We start from the raw sequence: 16474 nt of genomic DNA on the forward strand, positions 1-16474 counted from the left end.
CCCCCGCCCGAGGGCCCCGTACCTTCGTAAGCGTGACTGACGCGACCAAGACCGCCCCCGGCAGCAACCGCAGCCCGGAGTTCCGCCTGGCCATGGACGCTCTCGGGGGGCTCCGCCAGGACCTCTTCCGGGACGCCTTCGCCTACCGGCCGCTGCAAGAGATGCGTACGGACGGGCCGGTGACCCGGCGGCTTCCGGCGCGGATACGCAGGTACGCCGGCTGGACCCCGCACGCGGCGGTCTGCACGGCCGCCTTCTTCACCTTCATGCTCGCGTACGCGCAGGACTCCTTCGGCCTCGACTACGTGATCACCGGCCTCATCCCGGCCGTCGCCGTCGTCATGACCCTGGTCAGGCCCGTCGGCGCCTGGTGGGTCATGATCGCGAGCACGCCCTTCGCCGGCGCCCTCGGCGGCCACTGGGACGGCTACCCGTGGCCCGCGAGCGTCTTCCTCGCGCACCTCGCCGTGATGACGGTGATCACCCTGCGGACCCGTCCGCGCACCGCCGCGTGGATGTGGGCGGGCACGGCGGCGTACGGCATCGCCGCCGAGGTCTTCCTCAGCCCGGGGTACACCACGAACCTCCCGGAGATGCTCTTCTTCTCCGCGCTCGCCCTCCTCGCCGCGTCCCTCGTGCACACCCGCCGCGAGGCCAAGCGCGAGGTCAGCGTCCAGCGGACGGTCACCGCGATCGAGCGCGACAAGCGCACGCTCCTGGAGGAGCGGACGACGATCGCGCGCGAGCTGCACGACGTGGTCGCCCACCACATGTCGGTGGTCGCCATCCAGGCGGAGGCCGCGCCCTACCGCGTGGAGAACCCGCCGCCCGAGCTCGAGCAGGCGTTCGTCACGATCCGCGAGAACGCCGTGGCCGCGCTGACGGAGCTGCGCCGCGTCCTCGGTGTCGTACGCGCGGAGGACTACGAGGCGCCGGACGCCCCGCAGCCCACCCTCGCCGACCTCGACCGGCTCATCGCGAACGTCGACGAGACGGGCCTGAGCGTCGAGAAGATCGTCACCGGCGCGGTCCGCGAACTCCCGCAGGGCGTCGAGCTTTCGGCGTACCGCATCGTGCAGGAGGCCCTCAGCAACACCCTGCGGCACGCACCCGGCGCCACGGCCCGCGTCGAGGTCGGCTACGTCCTGGGCGGCCTCGCCCTGCGCATCGTGAACGGCCCGGCCACCGGCCTTGTCAAGCCGCCCTCCCGTCACCCGACCACCGCCCCTCAACGAGGGCTTCGCCCGCCCCTCTCGAATGGCGCCGGCCACGGCATCACCGGCATGCGCGAGCGCGTCACGATGCTGAACGGCGAGATGACTGCGGAGGAGACCGAGGACGGCGGCTACGAGGTCACCGTGTTCCTGCCGGTGGCTTCCGCGTCGGAGCCCACCGGAGGCAAGGAATGACGATCCGCGTACTGATCGCCGACGACCAGATGATGGTCCGCGAAGGCTTCTCCGTACTCCTGAACGCGATGCCGGACATCGAGGTCGTCGGCGAGGCGGTCAACGGCCGCGAGGCGGTCGACCGCGTCCGCGAACTCGCCCCCGACGTCGTCCTGATGGACATCCGCATGCCGGTCCTCAACGGCATGGAGGCGACCCGCGAGATCATCGCGTCGGACGGCGACTCCAAGGTCCTGGTCCTGACCACCTTCGACCTGGACGAGTATGTGTACGAGGCGCTGCGCGCGGGCGCGTCCGGCTTCCTGCTCAAGGACGCGTCGGCACGCCAGCTCGCCGACGGCGTAAGGGTGGTGGCAGCCGGCGAAGCCCTCCTCGCACCCACCGTGACGCGCCGCCTGATCAACGAGTTCTCCCGGCTCGGCGAGACCCCGCGCCTCTCGGCGGCGGTCCAGGCCCAGCAGTACGGCGAACTGACCGAGCGCGAGACGGAGGTCCTCGTCCTGATCGCGCAGGGCCTCTCCAACTCGGAGATCGCCTCGCGCCTGGTGGTGGCCGAGTCCACGATCAAGACGCATGTGAGCCGCATCCTGGTGAAACTGGGCCTGCGCGACCGCACCCAGGCGGCGGTCTTCGCGTACGAGGCAAGACTGGTCACGCCGGGCTGACCCGGCTACCGTCCCCCCATGAACGCCCCCACCACGGACTTCACCCCCTGGGCACCGGAGTTCATCGCCGACCCGTACCCCGCCTACCCACGGCTGCGGGCGGCCGGGCGCGTGCTCTACTTCGAGCCCACCGACCAGTGGCTGATCCCGCACCACGCCGATGTGTCGGCGCTGCTGCGCGACCGGCGGCTCGGGCGCACCTATCTGCACCGGTTCACGCACGAGGAGTTCGGGCGGCAGGCGCCACCGGCCGCGCACGAGCCGTTCCACGTCCTGAACGACAACGGCATGCTCGACCTGGAGGCGCCGACCCACACCCGCATCCGCCGCCTGGTGTCGAAGGCGTTCACCCCCCGCACGGTCGAGCAACTCAAGCCGTACGTCGAGGAGTTGGCGGACCGGCTGGTGCGGGACCTGGTGGCGGAGGGCGGCGGCGACCTCGCCGCGCGGGTGGCGGAACCCCTGCCGGTGGCCGTCATCGCGCAGATGCTGGGCATCCCGGAGAGCGACAGGGACCAACTGCGGCCCTGGTCCGCCGACATCTGCGGAATGTACGAACTGAACCCCTCCGAGGAGACCGCCGGGCGGGCGGTGCGCGCCTCCCTCGACTTCTCGGCGTATCTGCGCGAACTCATCGCCGCACGCCGCGAGAAGCCGGGCGACGACCTGATCTCGGGGCTCATCGCCGCGCACGACGAGGGCGATTCGCTCAGCGAGCAGGAGATGATCTCCACCTGCGTGCTGCTCCTGAACGCGGGCCACGAAGCGACGGTCAACGCCACCGTCAACGGCTGGTACGCACTCTTCCGCCACCCGGAGCAACTGGCCGCGCTCCGACGCGATCCCGCCCGGATCGTCCCCACGGCAGTGGAGGAGCTGATGCGCTACGACACCCCGCTCCAGCTCTTCGAACGCTGGGTCCTAGACGACATCGAGATCGACGGCACGGTGATCCCGCGCGGCAGCGAGATCGCCCTCCTCTTCGGCTCCGCCAACCACGACCCGGCGGTCTTCACCGACCCCGCCGAACTGGACCTGACCCGCGCCGAGAATCCGCACATCTCCTTCAGCGCGGGGATCCACTACTGCATCGGCGCTGCGCTGGCGAGGGCGGAACTGAGCGCTTCCCTCGGTGCGTTGCTCCGCCTGGCGCCGAAGATGCGCCTCGCGGCGGAGCCGGAGCGGAAGCCGAATTTCGTGATCCGCGGGCTCCGAGAGTTGCTGGTCGAGGTCTGATCGGCCGTCCCCCGCCGTCTCCTGGGGCTCTGCCCCAGACCCCGGTCCTCAATCGCCGGACGGCTCTAATTGCTGCCCGCAGCCCGCACCAACCCCGTCTCCCACGCGAACACCGCCGCCTGCGTGCGGTCCCGCAGGCCCAGTTTGACCAGGATGCGGCCCACGTGGGTCTTGACCGTCTGCTCGGCCACGACCAGCTTCGCCGCGATTTCCGCGTTGGACAGGCCCTGCGCGATGAGGGCGAGCACCTCCGTCTCGCGTGTCGTCAGGTCCCCGGCCCTCGGCTTCAGCGGGCCGCGCGGGCCCTGGCCGATGCGGGAGAACTCGGCGATCAGACGGCGGGTGATGCCGGGGGCGAGGAGCGCGTCGCCTGCGGCCACCACCCTTACCGCCTCCGCGAGTTGATCCGCCGACGCGTCCTTGAGGAGGAAGCCGGACGCGCCCGCGCGCAGCGCCTCGTACACGTACTCGTCGAGATCGAACGTGGTCAGGACGAGCACGCGGACGTCCGGCAGCGCGGACGTGATGCGGCGGGTGGCCTCGATGCCGCTCAGTTCCGGCATCCGGATGTCCATCAGGACGACGTCCGGGGTGAGTTCGGCGACCCGCGCCACCGCGTCGGCCCCGTCGACCGCCTGGCCGATCACCTCGATGTCCGGCTCCGCGTCGAGGAGCACCGTGAAGCCCTGGCGGACCATGATCTGGTCGTCGGCTATCAGTACGCGGATGGTGCTCATGTGTTCTCTCCGTTGGTCGGCAGGAAGGCGGACACCTCGTAGCCGCCGTCGGATGTCGGGCCCGTGGTCAGGTCTCCGCCCAGCATCGCCGTGCGCTCGCGCATGCCCAGGAGGCCGTGCCCGGCGCCTGGTGACGGTGAAATCGCCGTGCGTGGCGCGGTGTTGGTGATGCGGACGCGCAGGCCGGGTCTGGTGTGGGCAAGTGCTATCTGCACGTCGGAGCCCGGTGCGTGCCGGATCGCGTTGCTCAGCGCCTCCTGCACGATCCGGTACGCGGAGAGGTCCACGCCCGGCGGCAGCGGGCGCCGCTCCCCGGTGGTGGCGCAGTCGACGGTGAGGCCGGCGGCACGGGCGTTCTCCACCAGGCCGGTCAGCCGGTCGAGGGTGGGCAGCGGGGCCTGCGGGGCCGCTTCGAGGCCGTCCGGGTTCTCCGAGCGCAGCACGCCGAGGACGCGGCGCAGCTCCGTCAGGGCTTCGAGGGCGTTCTGCCGGATGCCCTCCAGGTTCTCCTTCAGCTCGTCGGGCGGTTCCTTGACCAGGTGCGGGGCGACCTGCGCCTGGATGGAGATCACCGACATGTGGTGCGCGACCACGTCGTGCAGTTCGCGTGCGATGCGCCCGCGCTCTTCGAGGAGAGTGCGCCGGGCCCGCTCCTCCGCCGTCAGCGCCTCCTGCTCGACAAGGCGCGTGCGCGCATCGCGGCGGCCGCGCAGGACGATGCCGATCAGCGTGACGACGCCGAAGACGACCGCGGCGAGCGGCATCGTGTTGTCGTACACGGATGGGGAGCGCACATCCTGGAGCACCGGCAGCAGCCCGGCGCTGAGCAGCAGCGCCGTCACGGCGCCCGCGGTCGGCACCCGCAGCGCGAGCAGCAGCAGGATCGTGGCGTGCGAGATGAGATTCGCCGGGCCCCATGGCCACGGCGCGTCCTCGACGTGCCCCGTCGAGCAGAGCGCGGTGACGGCGGACGCCGCCAGGGAGAGCCACCAGGCGGGGACCGGCCGCCACAGGGCGAGCACGACCGCGACGCCCTGCGCGAGTGCGAGCGAGAAGCCGATCTCATGGCCGAGGCCGTAGCGCTGCACCAGCTGGCCGAGGTTGCCGACGACCGTGCCGAAGGTGATCCACACGACGACGACGTGCGGCAACCAGCGCAGTCGGCGCGGCCTGGACAGCGGCGGCAGCGGCATCGCCGCGAAGGTCCACAACTGGTCGCGCGGCACCCGGAGCACGGACAGCACGAAGCCGCCGAAGCCCTCTCTGCCCCGCTTGCCGTCCCCGGTCCCGTCGGTCCTGCTGTCCCCCGCCACAAGATCAACCTTAAGCACGCCGCACCGACTTCGGTGCCGGCCGGTGCACCCGCACCACGCGCGGCCCGCCCCTGCCGCTCCCGCGGCCCCCTTGCTCGTACGTACGGAACGCCGCCCAGCACACCGCGAGCCCGGCCGCGAACACCGGCAGCCACGCGATCCTGGCGGGCACCCAGCCGAGCCCGTCCGGCACCGTGTGAAGACCCGGCAGCGGAGATCCCGCGAGCAGGCCGAGCGCGGTGACCGCCATGAGCGCGGTCTGGTGCCACAGGAAGACCGTCATCGCGGAGAGGTTCACCAGCGCCACCGCCGCCCAGGCCGCGGGCCGCCGCAGCCACCGGCCGAGCGGCTCCCGCACAAGCAGGGCGAGCCCGCACTGGGCGAGGCCGAAGGCGACGGCCGCCAGGGTCGGCGGGTCCAGGTTCGAGACCGTGGCGCCGGGGACGCCGACCATCGACGCCGGGTAGCCGGCCCACAGGACGAGCCCGGCGGTCGCCGCCGCACCGCCCGTGAGCAGCACCCAGCCGGAACGCCGGGTCAGCTCGCCGCGCGTCCACGCGGCACCCAGCGTGTACGGCACGAGCCAGCCCGCCGCCACGTTGATCCAGCCGGGCCAGGACGGTCCGCCGAGCCCGAAGCGGATGAGATCCACGTGCAGTACGACGGCCAGCGGCCACAGCGGGTTGATCCGCGCCACCAGCGGAGTCGCCGCCGTCAGCGCCGCGAAGACCAGCAGGAACCAGAGCGGCGAGAGCGCCAGTTTGACCAGTGTGTGGACGGTCTCGAGGCCGGCGCCCGACGCGAGCATGCACCCCGCCGCGACGGTCCACAGCACGAGCACGGCGGCGACCGGCCGGAAGAGCCGCGCGAGCCGGACCGTCAGCCACGCCCGGTAGCCCGTGCCGCGCGCCCGCGCCGACGCATGGCTCTTGGCGGCCACGTGCCCGCCCACCAGGAAGAACACGGCGAGCGTCTGGAACACCCAGGAGATCGGCGCGAGCCACGGCAGGTGCCGCAAGGGGCTGGCCACGTGGAGCCCGCCGCTGTCCGGCACGATCGCGGTGACCAGCCAGTGCCCGAGGACGACACCGAGGATGGCGAGGGCGCGCAGGGCGTCGACGGCACGGTCGCGGTCGGGCGGGGTCGCGTCGTCGACACGGCGGACGAGCGCACGCAGGCCACGCAGGCCACGCAGGTCACGCAGGTCACGCATGAGAGGCCCCTTCCGGGCTCTGGCCGCGCACGATCCGCGCGAGGCTGTCCAGTGCGACGGACCCCGGCTTCAGGTAGTCGCTGTGGCCGCCGTCGCCCGCAGGAAAAACCCGCGCGCCGAAGCCGGGGGACACCGGGTCCGTCCCGAAGCCGACGGTGGTCCCGAACAGGCCGACGCTGCTGTGCGGCACGTCGGAGATCCAGTCGCCCGCGCCGCGCCCCGCCCAAATCCGGGTGTGGGTACGGGACTTGAGATCGGCGGCCCGGTCGACGCCGACACCCGGGCTGCCGTAGAGGGCGATGTCGGCGACATCCAGGCCCTGCGGCCCCTGCGCCGCCTGCGCCGCCGCCCGGCCGCACACGACCGACCCGTACGAATGGCAGAGCAACGAGAGACGCGCCCCCGGATTGACGGCACTCAGCTCTCCGACGAACGACCTGAGTTCGGGCGCTGCCTCCTCGGCGCGGTCCGTCGTCAGGACGGCGGGGCTGACCGTGCCCGGCGTCTCATAGCCGAGCCAGGCGACGACCGCCGTGCGCGGGCCGAGCCGCTCGTGCAGGGCGACGGCTCCCGCACGGAATCTCCCGTAGGTGTCGATGCCGGTGTCCGAGCCCGGCACCAGGACGGCGACCCGTTCCGCCGCCGCCAGATCGCCGAGCACCTCGGCGGTGCGGCCCGCGCCGCGCCCGTCGAAGGAGAGGAAGTTCCGCTCCTGACCGGCCATGGCCCGCAGCCGCGCCGCCCTGTCCCGGTCGCCGTACCGCTCGGCCATCTTCGCGGCCTCGGCGGCGTTGGCGCGGTTCGCGTCGTACGCGGTGTCCAGCGTGGCCGCCGTCAGGGCCGGGATGTCCGCCGGGGCGGGGGCCGGGACCTGAGGGCGCGCCGCGGCCGAAACCGGCACGACGACGGCGCCGGCCACCAGTGCGGCGAGCAGAGTGCGGCGCAGCCGTCCGGCCCGGAGCTTCATGAGGTGCCTTCCCTTCCGTACGAGACGCGTCGTACGCGATGCGCGTCTCTGGAAAGGAAGTTATGGATCAGGCCTGGTAGTCGGCATCACACCAGGGAACTCACTTGCGCCGTAGCTCTCAGGTATGACGGGTAGCCCAGGGGTGAGTCCCGGCCTCCGTCCCTAGTAGGCCAGTTGCGCGATCTCCTCCGCGACCACGGCGCAGGCGTCCGCCGCCGGATCGATCAGCGGGAAGTGCCCCACGTCTTCGAGCAGCGTGACCCCGACGACCTCGCCCGCCTTCGCGGCGGCGTCGGCGTACGCCTCGGATACGGCGTACGGCACGACGATGTCGGTACGTCCCTGAACCACGGCGGTGGCGATCCCGGTCGGCAGCAGGGCGGCCGGATCGGCGTGCGGGAGCCTTTCTTCGAACTTCCCTTCCCCACCCAGGAGTTGGAGTGCGGCATCCGTGCAGACCCCCAGCTCCTGAGCGACCCGGAAGTCGGCGATCGGGGCGAGGGCGACGACGCCGCGCAGGGGCGCGGGCCGTTCGGTGCGCCAGGGCGAGCCGACGGGCAGCACATGGCGTGCGGCGGCCCACAGGGCGAGGTGTCCGCCCGCGGAGTGCCCCGTCACGACGGTGCGGCGCGGATCGGCGGACGGCAGGAACTCCCGGACGAGGCCGGGCAGCGCGTCGAAGGCGGCGGCGACGTCGTCGAACGTCTCGGGCCAGCGCCCGGCGACGGGCCCCTCTCCCTGTACGGGGATCGAACTCCCCCGCCGGTACTCCACGTTGGCGACGGCGAATCCGCGTCTGGCGAGGAAGTCCGCGAAGGGGGTGATGTGCTGCCGGTCGTACGGGGCGCGCCAGGCGCCGCCGTGCAGGACGACGACGAGCGGGGCGGGGGTTTCCGTACGGATGCGGGGTTCGTAGAAGTCGACGACCTGGTCGGGGTGTTCGCCGTACGCGGCGGTGGCGTCGGGCGGCACCGCGGGGTGCGAGAAGGCGGCGTCGGCCTCGGCGGCATCGCGGGCCACGGCGGCGTCGTCCGGCATTGCGACAACCTCTCTGCGGGTGGGGGGAACGGCGGGGCGGGGAGACTGATTCTTGCGATCTTCCCCTACCCCGCCCCTTCCCGGTAACGGGGAGGCTAGGACCCGGCCAGCACCCCGGCCAGCACCCCCGCCGCCCGCTCCGCATCGGCGAAGCCCACGTACAGCGGTGTGAAGCCGAAGCGCAGGACGTCCGGGGCGCGGAAGTCGCCCACCACGCCCGCCTCGATCAGCCGCCGCATGACATCCCCTGCGTCCTCGCACCGCAGAGCCACCTGACTGCCCCGCTCACCATGCGCCGCCGGAGTGATCGGCTCCACCCGGCCCGCGGGGACATAAGCCGCCACGCACTCCAGGAAGAAGTCCGTCAGCGCGAGGGACTTGGCCCGCACCGCCTCGATCGAGACGCCGTCCCAGACGTCGAGCGCCGCTTCGAGCGCCAGCATCGAGAGGATGTCGGGCGTACCGACACGCCCCCGCACAGCCCCCTGAGCCGCCTCGAACTCCGCCCGCATCCCGAAGGGCTCCACATGCGAGTTCCAGCCGGGCAGCGGCGAGTCGAACCGCCCCTGCAGATCCGCCCGTACGTAGATGTACGCAGGCGAACCGGGCCCCCCGTTCAGGTACTTGTACGTGCAGCCGACCGCGAGGTCGACGCCGTGCTCGTCGAGCCCGACCGGCAGCGCACCGGCCGTATGGCACAGGTCCCAGACGACGAGCGCGCCCGCCTCGTGCACGGCGGCCGTCAGGGACGGCAGATCGTGCAGGCGTCCGGTGCGGTAGTCGGCGTGGTTCAGGAGGACCGCCGCGGTACGCGGGCCAAGGACGCCCCGCACCTCGCCGGGCGCGACCGCCACGACGCGGCAGCCGGTGAGCCGCGCCGCGGACTCGGCGATGTACCCGTCCGTGGGAAACGTCGTCGCGTCAACGACGATCTCGTCGCGCCCCCCTGCCGGGTCACCCGCCATGCGTACGGCGGCGACCAGCGCCTTGAAGACGTTGACGCTGGTGGAGTCGCCGACCACGATCTGGCCGGGGGCGGCGCCCACCAGGGGCGCTATCCGGTCACCGATCCGCTCGGGCGCGGTCCACCAGCCGCTTTCGTCCCAGGAGCGGATGCGGAGTTGCCCCCACTGCCGGGAGATGACGTCCGCGACGCGCTCCGGAACCCCGGCGGGCAGCGCACCCAGCGAGTTGCCGTCCAGATAGACGGTGTCGTCGAGGACGAACTCCTTGCGCTTCGCGCCCAGTTGGTCCTCGGCGTCGAGCTTCGCCGCTCGCGCCTTCAGCAGGGCCTCAGACATGGCTCCTCGCAGTCCACAGCTCGGGGAACACGTTCTTCACTGCGCGCTTCTCCAGCCAGGCCACCCCGGCGGAGCCGCCCGTGCCGGTCTTGGAGCCCATCGCGCGGCGCGTCGCCACCAGATGGTCGTTGCGCCATCGCCACACCAGCTCGCCGACGTCCGTCAACGTCTCGCCGAGCCGGGCCAGTTCATCGCTCTCGTCACCGGAGTAGAGGTCCGTCCACACCTTCTCGACCTCGGGCGAAGGCTCGTACTTCTGCGTCAGGTCGCGCTGCAGCACCGCGTCCGGAACGGCGTGCCCGCGCCGCGCGAGCAGCGCCAGGACCTCGTCGTACAGGCTGGGCTCCTGCAGCGCCTTCTCCAGCTCCTGGTGGACGCGCGGCGCGCCCCGGTGCGGCACCAGCATGGACGCGGACTTCTCGCCGAGCAGGAACTCCATGCGGCGGTACATCGCGGACTGGAATCCGGACCCCTCGCCGAGCGCGGCGCGGTAGGAGTTGAACTGCCCGGGCGTCAGCTGGGCCAGCGGGCGCCAGGAGGCGTTCAGCGCCTCCAGCTCGCGGATGCTGCGCTTGAGTGCTGCCACCGCGACGGGGATGTCGTCGCGGCGCAGGGCGTGCGACGCGGTCTCCCACTCGTGGACGATGACGGTGAACCACAGCTCCATCACCTGGGTGGTGACCAGGAAGACCATCTCTCCGGGATCTTCGGAGCGGGGGTGCTGGAGGTGGGTGAGGACGTCCGCCTGGACGTAGTCCTCGTAAGGGGTGGTGCCGGCGAAATCGAGGTTCGGGGTCTCCGCCTCGTGAGCCTCGTGGGACATCGCGGACATCGCGGTCTCCTTGAATACGTACTACGGGTAGCGGTCCGCCCCTGCCGTTACCGACACGGGGGCCCCGGTCCCCACCGGCATCCTCCGCAACATCCCACGAAACGGCAAGACCTGCCTGGTCACAGCGGCGCCCAGGCAGGTCTCGCACGTGGTCAGGGGCTAGCCCAGCGTGTCCGCCGCCGTCTGCGAAGAGTCCCTCAGGAAGCCGGCGCAGCGCTCGTACTCCTCCTGCTCGCCGATCGACTGCGCGGCGCGGGCCAGCGCGTGCAGGGCGCGCAGGAAGCCGCGGTTCGGCTCGTGCTCCCACGGCACCGGGCCGTGGCCCTTCCAACCGCTGCGGCGCAGCGAGTCGAGGCCGCGGTGGTAGCCGGTACGGGCGTACGCGTACGACTCGACGACGCTGCCCCGCTCGAACGCCTCGTCGGCGAGCTGCGCCCAGGCGAGGGAGGAGGTGGGGTACTTGGCGGCGACGTCGGCGGGCGCCGCGCCGTTCGCGAGCAGCTCGCGCGGCTCGGGGTCGTCGGGCAGGTGGGTCGGGGGCGGTCCCCCGAGCAGATCCTTGTGAATGGCCATGGGTTCCAGTCTGCGCCATGACGCCACGCGACGGGCCCGGCACCCCGTCCTGAAAGGCGGGATGCCGGGCCCGTGGCCCCGGCGGGTGCCGGTTACTTCAGCTTCGTACCCGTGGAGCGCAGGTTCGCGCAGGCCTCGCTGACGCGCCCGGCCATGCCCGCCTCGGCGAGCTTGCCCCAGGTGCGCGGGTCGTACTGCTTCTTCGAGCCGACCTCGCCGTCGACCTTCAGGACGCCGTCGTAGTTGCGGAACATGTGGTCCGCGACGGGGCGCGTGAAGGCGTACTGGGTGTCGGTGTCGAGGTTCATCTTCACGACGCCGTTCTCAAGCGCGGTCGCGATCTCCTGCTCGGTGGAGCCGGAGCCGCCGTGGAAGACGAAGTCGAACGGGGCGGTCTTGCCGTACTTGGCGCCGACGCCCTCCTGGAGGTCCTTGAGGAGCTCCGGGCGCAGGACGACGTTGCCCGGCTTGTAGACGCCGTGCACGTTGCCGAACGAGGCGGCGAGCAGATAGCGCCCCTTGTCGCCGAGACCAAGGGCTTCCGCCGTACGCAGCGCGTCGTCGACGGTCGTGTACAGCTCGTCGTTGATCTCGTGCGAGACGCCGTCCTCCTCGCCACCGGTCGGGGTGATCTCGACCTCAAGGATGATCTTCGCGGCGGCGGCCTTCGCGAGCAGCTCCTGTCCGATGGCCAGGTTGTCGGCGAGGGTCTCGGCGGAGCCGTCCCACATGTGCGACTGGAACAGCGGGTCGCGGCCGGCCTTGACGCGCTCGGCGGAGACGTCGATCAGCGGACGGACGTAGGTGTCCAGCTTGTCCTTGGGGCAGTGGTCGGTGTGCAGCGCGACCGTGACGTCGTACTTCGCGGCGATGATGTGCGCGTACTCGGCGAGGGCGACGGCGCCCGTCACCATGTCCTTGTTGTACTGGCCCCCCAGGAACTCCGCACCACCGGTGGAGATCTGGATGATGCCGTCGCTCTCGGCCTCCGCGAAGCCGCGCAGGGCCGCGTTCAGGGTCTGCGAGGAGGTCACGTTGATGGCCGGGTAGGCGAACTTGCCTGCCTTCGCCCGGTCGAGCATCTCGGCGTAGACCTCGGGGGTTGCGATGGGCATGTGTCCGCTCCTTGTGATGTGCGGGTGTGTGCTTGGCCCTGACCTAAGGGGGCGACGTCATCGTCGCCCCCATCTTTCCAGACTCGCCGTCCGGCTCCAGCCGCAGGAGCGGGAGGGCTCTAGTCCAGTCCGAGGTCGTCCTTCGAGTACGCGAAGAGGTACGGCACCCCGGCGCCATCGGTGATCTTCTCGCCCGCGCCGGTGGCGCGGTCGACGATGGTCGCGACGCCGACCACCTCGGCACCGGCCTCGCGCACGGCCTCGACGGCGGTGAGCGGCGAGCCGCCGGTGGTGGAGGTGTCCTCGACGACGAGTACGCGGCGGCCCTTGATGTCGGGCCCTTCCACCCGACGCTGCATGCCGTGCGCCTTGGCGGCCTTGCGCACGACGAAGGCGTCGAGCCGCTTGCCCCGCGCGGCGGCGGCGTGCAGCATCGCGCCGGCGACGGGGTCGGCCCCCATGGTGAGCCCACCGACGGCATCGAAGTCCAGCTCGGCGGTGAGGTCGAGCAGCACCTGCCCGACCAGCGGGGCGGCCTCGCCGTCGAGGGTGATGCGGCGCAGGTCGATGTAGTAGTCGGCTTCCATCCCCGAGGAGAGGGTCACCTTGCCGTGCACCACGGCCTTGTCCTTGATCTGCTGCAGCAGGGCGCCACGTACGTCGTCAGTCATGCCTGCCAGCTTAAAGCCGCTGAAGCCGCGTCCAGGTCCAGGTCGTCGCCGTCTCCAGGGGCTCGATCGGGGTGACGAGGCGGGGCAGGGTGTTGAGCCCGTCCGGCGGTCCGGTCTGCGGCTCGACGCAGACGGCGGCGTCCTGCTCGTCGTACACGACGACCCATGGCTCGCGGCTCTTCACCTGGAGCTGAAGCTGCTCGGGCCAGGTGAGGGTGACGTCGACGCCGTCGGGCATGCCGAAGCAGTCGTCCCAGGGGCCGGGGGCGGGGGCGATGCGGCGGCCGGTGGGCAGGTGGTCGTCCCCACGCTCCTCCTGCCAGGCGGCGCTGAAGTCGACGCGTACGTCTTCCTGGCCGAGGTTGCGGTTGAACCAGGGATGCCAGCCCGCCTGGGCGGGGAAGGAGTCGCCGTAGGTCTCGATGCCGAGGGTGAGGGTGAGGGAGTCCTCGGTGAGGGCGACGAGCTGGGTGACGCGGCCCTGGTAGGGCCAGGGCTCGGCGAGGTCGTATGTGAACGCGGCCTCGGTGGCGGTGGCTCGGGCGGTCTTCCACCGGGCGTCGCGGGCGAAGCCGTGGATGGCGTGCGGCGGCGAGTTGACCGGCATCTGATGGCTCGTCCCCCCGTTACGGAACCGCCCCTCCCGGATCCGCCCGCACCACGGAACCATGGGGAAGCACCCGTAGCGCTCCCCTTGCCGGAGCAGCTCCTTGCCGCCGACCCGCAGACTCCCCACCCGGCAGCCGTTCCCGGCCTGCACGGTCACTTCCGCGTCTCCCGCGGCCAACGTCACGTCATCACTCGTCACGCGGTCGACCCTACGGGTACCTTTCCCCTGCCCCGCCCCCGGCTGCGCCGGGCTACCGACGGGTGGGCGGGAAAGCTTTCGCCGCGAAGCGGCGGTACGGCGGCGCGGCCGACAACGGCGCGTGGGCAGACCGAGGCCGCCGCGGGGCAATCGGGCGGGTGGGCGGGAAAGATCCGTCCAACCCCGCCCCACGTTTGTCCATGGGCCCCCGGCCAGCCCCCTCGGTACCTTCCGGGGCATGGCCCTACGCCGCACATGCACCGTAGCCCTCACCGCCCTCGCCCTGGCAGGGGCGACAGCCGCCCCCGCCGCCGCGGAGGCGAAGACGTACTACGTCGACTGCCTGCGCGGCAGCGACAACGCGTCCGGCACCTCCGCCGGAACGGCCTGGCGCAGCCTGCAGAAGGCGAGCGCCCACACCTACGCCCCCGGCGAGAAACTGCTGCTGCGGCGCGGCACAAGCTGCACGGGGGTGCTGGCTCCCAAAGGTGCGGGTGCGGCCGGCGCCCCCGTGCTGATCGACGCGTACGGAAGCGGCAAGGCCAAGCCCCGCATCCAGGCGAACGGCGCCCGCGCCGCCCTGCATCTGATCAACACCGAGCAGTGGGAGATCCGGAACCTGGACCTCTCCAACACCGGTCCCGCCACCACCACGGAACGCCGCGCCGGGCTCTACGTCCAGCTCACCGACTACGGCACCGCCGACCACTTCGTCGTCGACGGAGTCGATGTGCATGATGTGAACGGCGCCGACTTCAAGGACCCCGACCCCTCCGGCGGGATTCTCTTCGTCGTGCAGGGCAGTACCACCCCGACCCGTTTCAACGGCCTCCGCGTCGAGGACTCCACCGTCCGCCACGTCGACCGCACCGGCATCGGCACCATGTCGACCTGGGGCAGCGGCACGGACGCCGATGCCGAACTCCTTTCCAGCGGCGTCGAGTTCGTACGGAACAAGGCTCACGACGTCGGCGGCGACGGCATCGTCATCCATGAGACGCGGAAGGCCCGCGTCGAGCACAACTACGTGGACGGGTTCAATATGCGCTCGGCCGGCTACAACGCCGGCATCTGGGCCTGGGAGTCGCAGGACGCGCTCTACCAGTACAACGAGGTCACCGGCGGCCATGGGACGCGGGACTCGATGGCGTACGACATCGACGGCGGCAACGTCCGCAACACCTACCGCTACAACTACAGCCACGACAACGAAGGCGGCTTCCTCCTCGTCTGCAATGCCACCGACAAGACCAGCGACGGCAACCGCATCCACGACAACATCAGCGTCAACGACCGGAACACCACGTCTCCGTACGCCGTGATCTCCGTCGTCTGCGGGGCCGCGACCGACACCCAGGTCTATCGGAACACCGTCGTCACCGACCGCGCCGACACCGCGCTCGTCTCCAACAACGGGCCCACCGGTGTCACCTTCCGCGACAATGTCTTCGTGGGTGCGCCGGGTGCCGGGTCTCCCATCAAGGACACCGTCAGTACCTACAGCAACAACCTGTACTGGCGGACCGCCCAGCCGCGCGACGCGTCCGGCGTCAACGCCGACCCCCGGTTCACCGACACCACTCCGGACGCCCCCGACGACGTACGGCTGAAGAGCGGATCCCCCGCTCGCGGCATCGGCACGCCCGTCGACGACGGGACCACCCACGACTACTTCGGCAATCCCATCCCCGATCCGCCCAACCTCGGGGCAGATCAGGGAAGTTGAGCCGCGATCGCCGCGATCAGTTCCACCACGCCCTGCGGGCCGTCCACCACCAGGTCGGCCCGCTCGGCCAGTTCCGCGACCTCCGCGCTGCCGCTGCACACCAGCAGGCCGCGCACCTGGTCCGAGCGGAGCTTCTCGACGGCGGCGAAGGCGGGCAGGTCGCCCAGGTCGTCGCCGGCGTAGACGACCGTCTCGGCGCCCACTTCGCGTACGTAGTCGGCGAGGGCCACGCCCTTGTCCATGCCCGGCGGCCGCAACTCCAGGACCAGGCGGCCCGGTTCGACGATCAGGCCGTGGCGGGACGCCAACTCGCCGAGCGGCTCGCGCAGTGCATCGAAGGCGGCCTGCGGGTCCTGCGCGCGGCGGGTGTGGACGGCGACCGCGCGGCCCTTCTCCTCGATCCAGGTGCCGCGCCAGGCGCCGATCGCGTCGAGGAAGCCGGGGAGTTCGGCGCGGACCGCCGCGACGCCGGGGTGCGGTTCGGCGGCGTGCACGGCGGAGGAGACGGCGTCCCAGCGCTCGGCGCCGTAGTGCCCGAGCACGACGAGGTGTTCGAGGCCGGGGACGCCCGCGAGGCCGCCGTAGCGCACGGCGACGCCCGCCGGGCGGCCGGTGACCACGGCGACGGACCGCACCTTCGGCGCGAGCGCGGCGAGGGCGGGCACGGCGTCGGGGTGGGCACGGGCCTGCTCCGGGTCGGGGACGATCGGGGCCAGCGTGCCGTCGAAGTCGAGCGCGATCACGGCACGTTCGGGCCGCGCCAGGAGCGCGGCCAGACCCTCGCGCCCGGCGGGGGTCACGGGCTCGGGCAGCTCGGGAGCGGGAGAGGACGGCGCGTACACGGGGTCACCCATGGGGCCGACCCTACGC

At 71.7% G+C, this 16474-nt stretch carries 16 protein-coding genes; 4 read left to right on the forward strand and 12 right to left on the reverse strand.

Annotated elements, in window-relative coordinates; genetic code table 11:
- Positions 1-92 precede the first annotated feature (92 nt).
- Genes ACFWY6_RS02210 through ACFWY6_RS02220 form a run of 3 tightly spaced genes read left to right on the forward strand, consistent with a single transcriptional unit; the run spans position 93 to position 3310 of the window.
- Positions 93-1409, forward strand: a complete 1317-nt coding sequence (locus ACFWY6_RS02210) for a sensor histidine kinase (RefSeq protein WP_384685467.1) — start codon at positions 93-95, stop codon at positions 1407-1409.
- The gene (locus ACFWY6_RS02215) at positions 1406-2074 is read left to right on the forward strand and encodes a response regulator transcription factor (RefSeq protein ID WP_266864053.1); all 669 of its coding nucleotides are present in this window, start codon (positions 1406-1408) and stop codon (positions 2072-2074) included. Before ACFWY6_RS02210 ends, ACFWY6_RS02215 begins: the two co-directional genes overlap by 4 nt.
- A gap of 18 nt (positions 2075-2092) precedes the next feature.
- Positions 2093-3310, forward strand: coding sequence for a cytochrome P450 (locus tag ACFWY6_RS02220; RefSeq protein WP_384685352.1), 1218 nt, complete (start codon positions 2093-2095; stop codon positions 3308-3310).
- Between the two features lie 65 nt (positions 3311-3375).
- Here ACFWY6_RS02220 and ACFWY6_RS02225 read toward each other — a convergent pair whose 3' ends face one another.
- The 11 genes from ACFWY6_RS02225 to ACFWY6_RS02275 form a co-directional block, all read right to left on the reverse strand.
- Positions 3376-4047 carry a response regulator gene (locus tag ACFWY6_RS02225; protein WP_384685354.1) on the reverse strand — a complete coding sequence of 224 codons (672 nt, stop codon included), beginning with the start codon at positions 4045-4047 and terminating at the stop codon, positions 3376-3378.
- Positions 4044-5360: a sensor histidine kinase gene (locus ACFWY6_RS02230; RefSeq protein WP_384685357.1), complete on the reverse strand. Its 1317-nt coding sequence runs from the start codon at positions 5358-5360 to the stop codon at positions 4044-4046. The genes ACFWY6_RS02225 and ACFWY6_RS02230 overlap by 4 nt, the downstream gene beginning before the upstream one ends.
- Positions 5361-5370: 10 nt before the next feature.
- Positions 5371-6573, reverse strand: a complete 1203-nt coding sequence (locus tag ACFWY6_RS02235) for an acyltransferase (RefSeq protein WP_384685360.1) — start codon at positions 6571-6573, stop codon at positions 5371-5373.
- A complete protein-coding gene (locus ACFWY6_RS02240) occupies positions 6566-7540 on the reverse strand; it encodes an alpha/beta hydrolase (protein ID WP_384685363.1) in 975 nt (324 codons plus the stop codon). The genes ACFWY6_RS02235 and ACFWY6_RS02240 overlap by 8 nt, the downstream gene beginning before the upstream one ends.
- 162 nt (positions 7541-7702) lie before the next feature.
- Entirely contained in the window at positions 7703-8578 is an 876-nt protein-coding gene (locus tag ACFWY6_RS02245) for an alpha/beta hydrolase (RefSeq protein ID WP_384685366.1), read from the reverse strand.
- 95 nt (positions 8579-8673) lie between these two features.
- Positions 8674-9879, reverse strand: coding sequence for a kynureninase (gene kynU / locus ACFWY6_RS02250; RefSeq protein ID WP_384685369.1), 1206 nt, complete (start codon positions 9877-9879; stop codon positions 8674-8676).
- The gene (locus ACFWY6_RS02255) at positions 9872-10702 is read right to left on the reverse strand and encodes a tryptophan 2,3-dioxygenase family protein (RefSeq protein ID WP_384685470.1); all 831 of its coding nucleotides are present in this window, start codon (positions 10700-10702) and stop codon (positions 9872-9874) included. Before ACFWY6_RS02255 ends, kynU begins: the two co-directional genes overlap by 8 nt.
- A gap of 168 nt (positions 10703-10870) precedes the next feature.
- Positions 10871-11284, reverse strand: coding sequence for a DUF3151 domain-containing protein (locus ACFWY6_RS02260; protein ID WP_266864068.1), 414 nt, complete (start codon positions 11282-11284; stop codon positions 10871-10873).
- Between the two features lie 92 nt (positions 11285-11376).
- A complete protein-coding gene (gene fbaA / locus ACFWY6_RS02265) occupies positions 11377-12399 on the reverse strand; it encodes a class II fructose-bisphosphate aldolase (RefSeq protein WP_384685373.1) in 1023 nt (340 codons plus the stop codon).
- A 119-nt stretch (positions 12400-12518) separates the two neighbouring features.
- Complete coding sequence (pyrE, locus tag ACFWY6_RS02270; RefSeq protein ID WP_384685376.1) at positions 12519-13070, reverse strand: orotate phosphoribosyltransferase; 552 nt, start codon at positions 13068-13070, stop codon at positions 12519-12521.
- A 10-nt stretch (positions 13071-13080) separates the two neighbouring features.
- Positions 13081-13878, reverse strand: a complete 798-nt coding sequence (locus ACFWY6_RS02275) for an aldose 1-epimerase (protein ID WP_384685379.1) — start codon at positions 13876-13878, stop codon at positions 13081-13083.
- Positions 13879-14116: 238 nt separating this feature from the next.
- Here ACFWY6_RS02275 and ACFWY6_RS02280 point away from each other — a divergent pair, with 238 nt between their 5' ends.
- Positions 14117-15604 carry a right-handed parallel beta-helix repeat-containing protein gene (locus tag ACFWY6_RS02280; protein WP_384685382.1) on the forward strand — a complete coding sequence of 496 codons (1488 nt, stop codon included), beginning with the start codon at positions 14117-14119 and terminating at the stop codon, positions 15602-15604.
- On the opposite strand, the gene otsB is transcribed toward ACFWY6_RS02280, so the two are convergent.
- The gene (gene otsB, locus ACFWY6_RS02285; protein WP_384685385.1) at positions 15592-16458 is read right to left on the reverse strand and encodes a trehalose-phosphatase; all 867 of its coding nucleotides are present in this window, start codon (positions 16456-16458) and stop codon (positions 15592-15594) included. The genes ACFWY6_RS02280 and otsB overlap by 13 nt on opposite strands.
- Between the last annotated feature and the right edge of the window lie 16 nt (positions 16459-16474).

It is taken from the genome of Streptomyces sp. NPDC059037, assembly GCF_042740015.1.
Lineage (GTDB): Bacteria > Actinomycetota > Actinomycetes > Streptomycetales > Streptomycetaceae > Streptomyces.

Excerpts from the sequence above, each read along its gene's own strand:
- ACFWY6_RS02260 (WP_266864068.1), bottom strand. The coding sequence starts at position 11,284 with ATGGCCATTCACAAGGATCTGCTCGGGGGACCGCCCCCGACCCACCTG.
- fbaA (WP_384685373.1), bottom strand. The coding sequence starts at position 12,399 with ATGCCCATCGCAACCCCCGAGGTCTACGCCGAGATGCTCGACCGGGCG.
- kynU (WP_384685369.1), bottom strand. The coding sequence starts at position 9,879 with ATGTCTGAGGCCCTGCTGAAGGCGCGAGCGGCGAAGCTCGACGCCGAG.
- ACFWY6_RS02240 (WP_384685363.1), bottom strand. The coding sequence starts at position 7,540 with ATGAAGCTCCGGGCCGGACGGCTGCGCCGCACTCTGCTCGCCGCACTG.
- ACFWY6_RS02210 (WP_384685467.1), top strand. The coding sequence starts at position 93 with ATGGACGCTCTCGGGGGGCTCCGCCAGGACCTCTTCCGGGACGCCTTC.
- ACFWY6_RS02235 (WP_384685360.1), bottom strand. The coding sequence starts at position 6,573 with ATGCGTGACCTGCGTGACCTGCGTGGCCTGCGTGGCCTGCGTGCGCTC.
- ACFWY6_RS02255 (WP_384685470.1), bottom strand. The coding sequence starts at position 10,702 with ATGTCCCACGAGGCTCACGAGGCGGAGACCCCGAACCTCGATTTCGCC.
- ACFWY6_RS02225 (WP_384685354.1), bottom strand. The coding sequence starts at position 4,047 with ATGAGCACCATCCGCGTACTGATAGCCGACGACCAGATCATGGTCCGC.
- ACFWY6_RS02280 (WP_384685382.1), top strand. The coding sequence starts at position 14,117 with ATGGCCCTACGCCGCACATGCACCGTAGCCCTCACCGCCCTCGCCCTG.
- ACFWY6_RS02215 (WP_266864053.1), top strand. The coding sequence starts at position 1,406 with ATGACGATCCGCGTACTGATCGCCGACGACCAGATGATGGTCCGCGAA.
- ACFWY6_RS02220 (WP_384685352.1), top strand. The coding sequence starts at position 2,093 with ATGAACGCCCCCACCACGGACTTCACCCCCTGGGCACCGGAGTTCATC.
- otsB (WP_384685385.1), bottom strand. The coding sequence starts at position 16,458 with ATGGGTGACCCCGTGTACGCGCCGTCCTCTCCCGCTCCCGAGCTGCCC.
- ACFWY6_RS02245 (WP_384685366.1), bottom strand. The coding sequence starts at position 8,578 with ATGCCGGACGACGCCGCCGTGGCCCGCGATGCCGCCGAGGCCGACGCC.
- pyrE (WP_384685376.1), bottom strand. The coding sequence starts at position 13,070 with ATGACTGACGACGTACGTGGCGCCCTGCTGCAGCAGATCAAGGACAAG.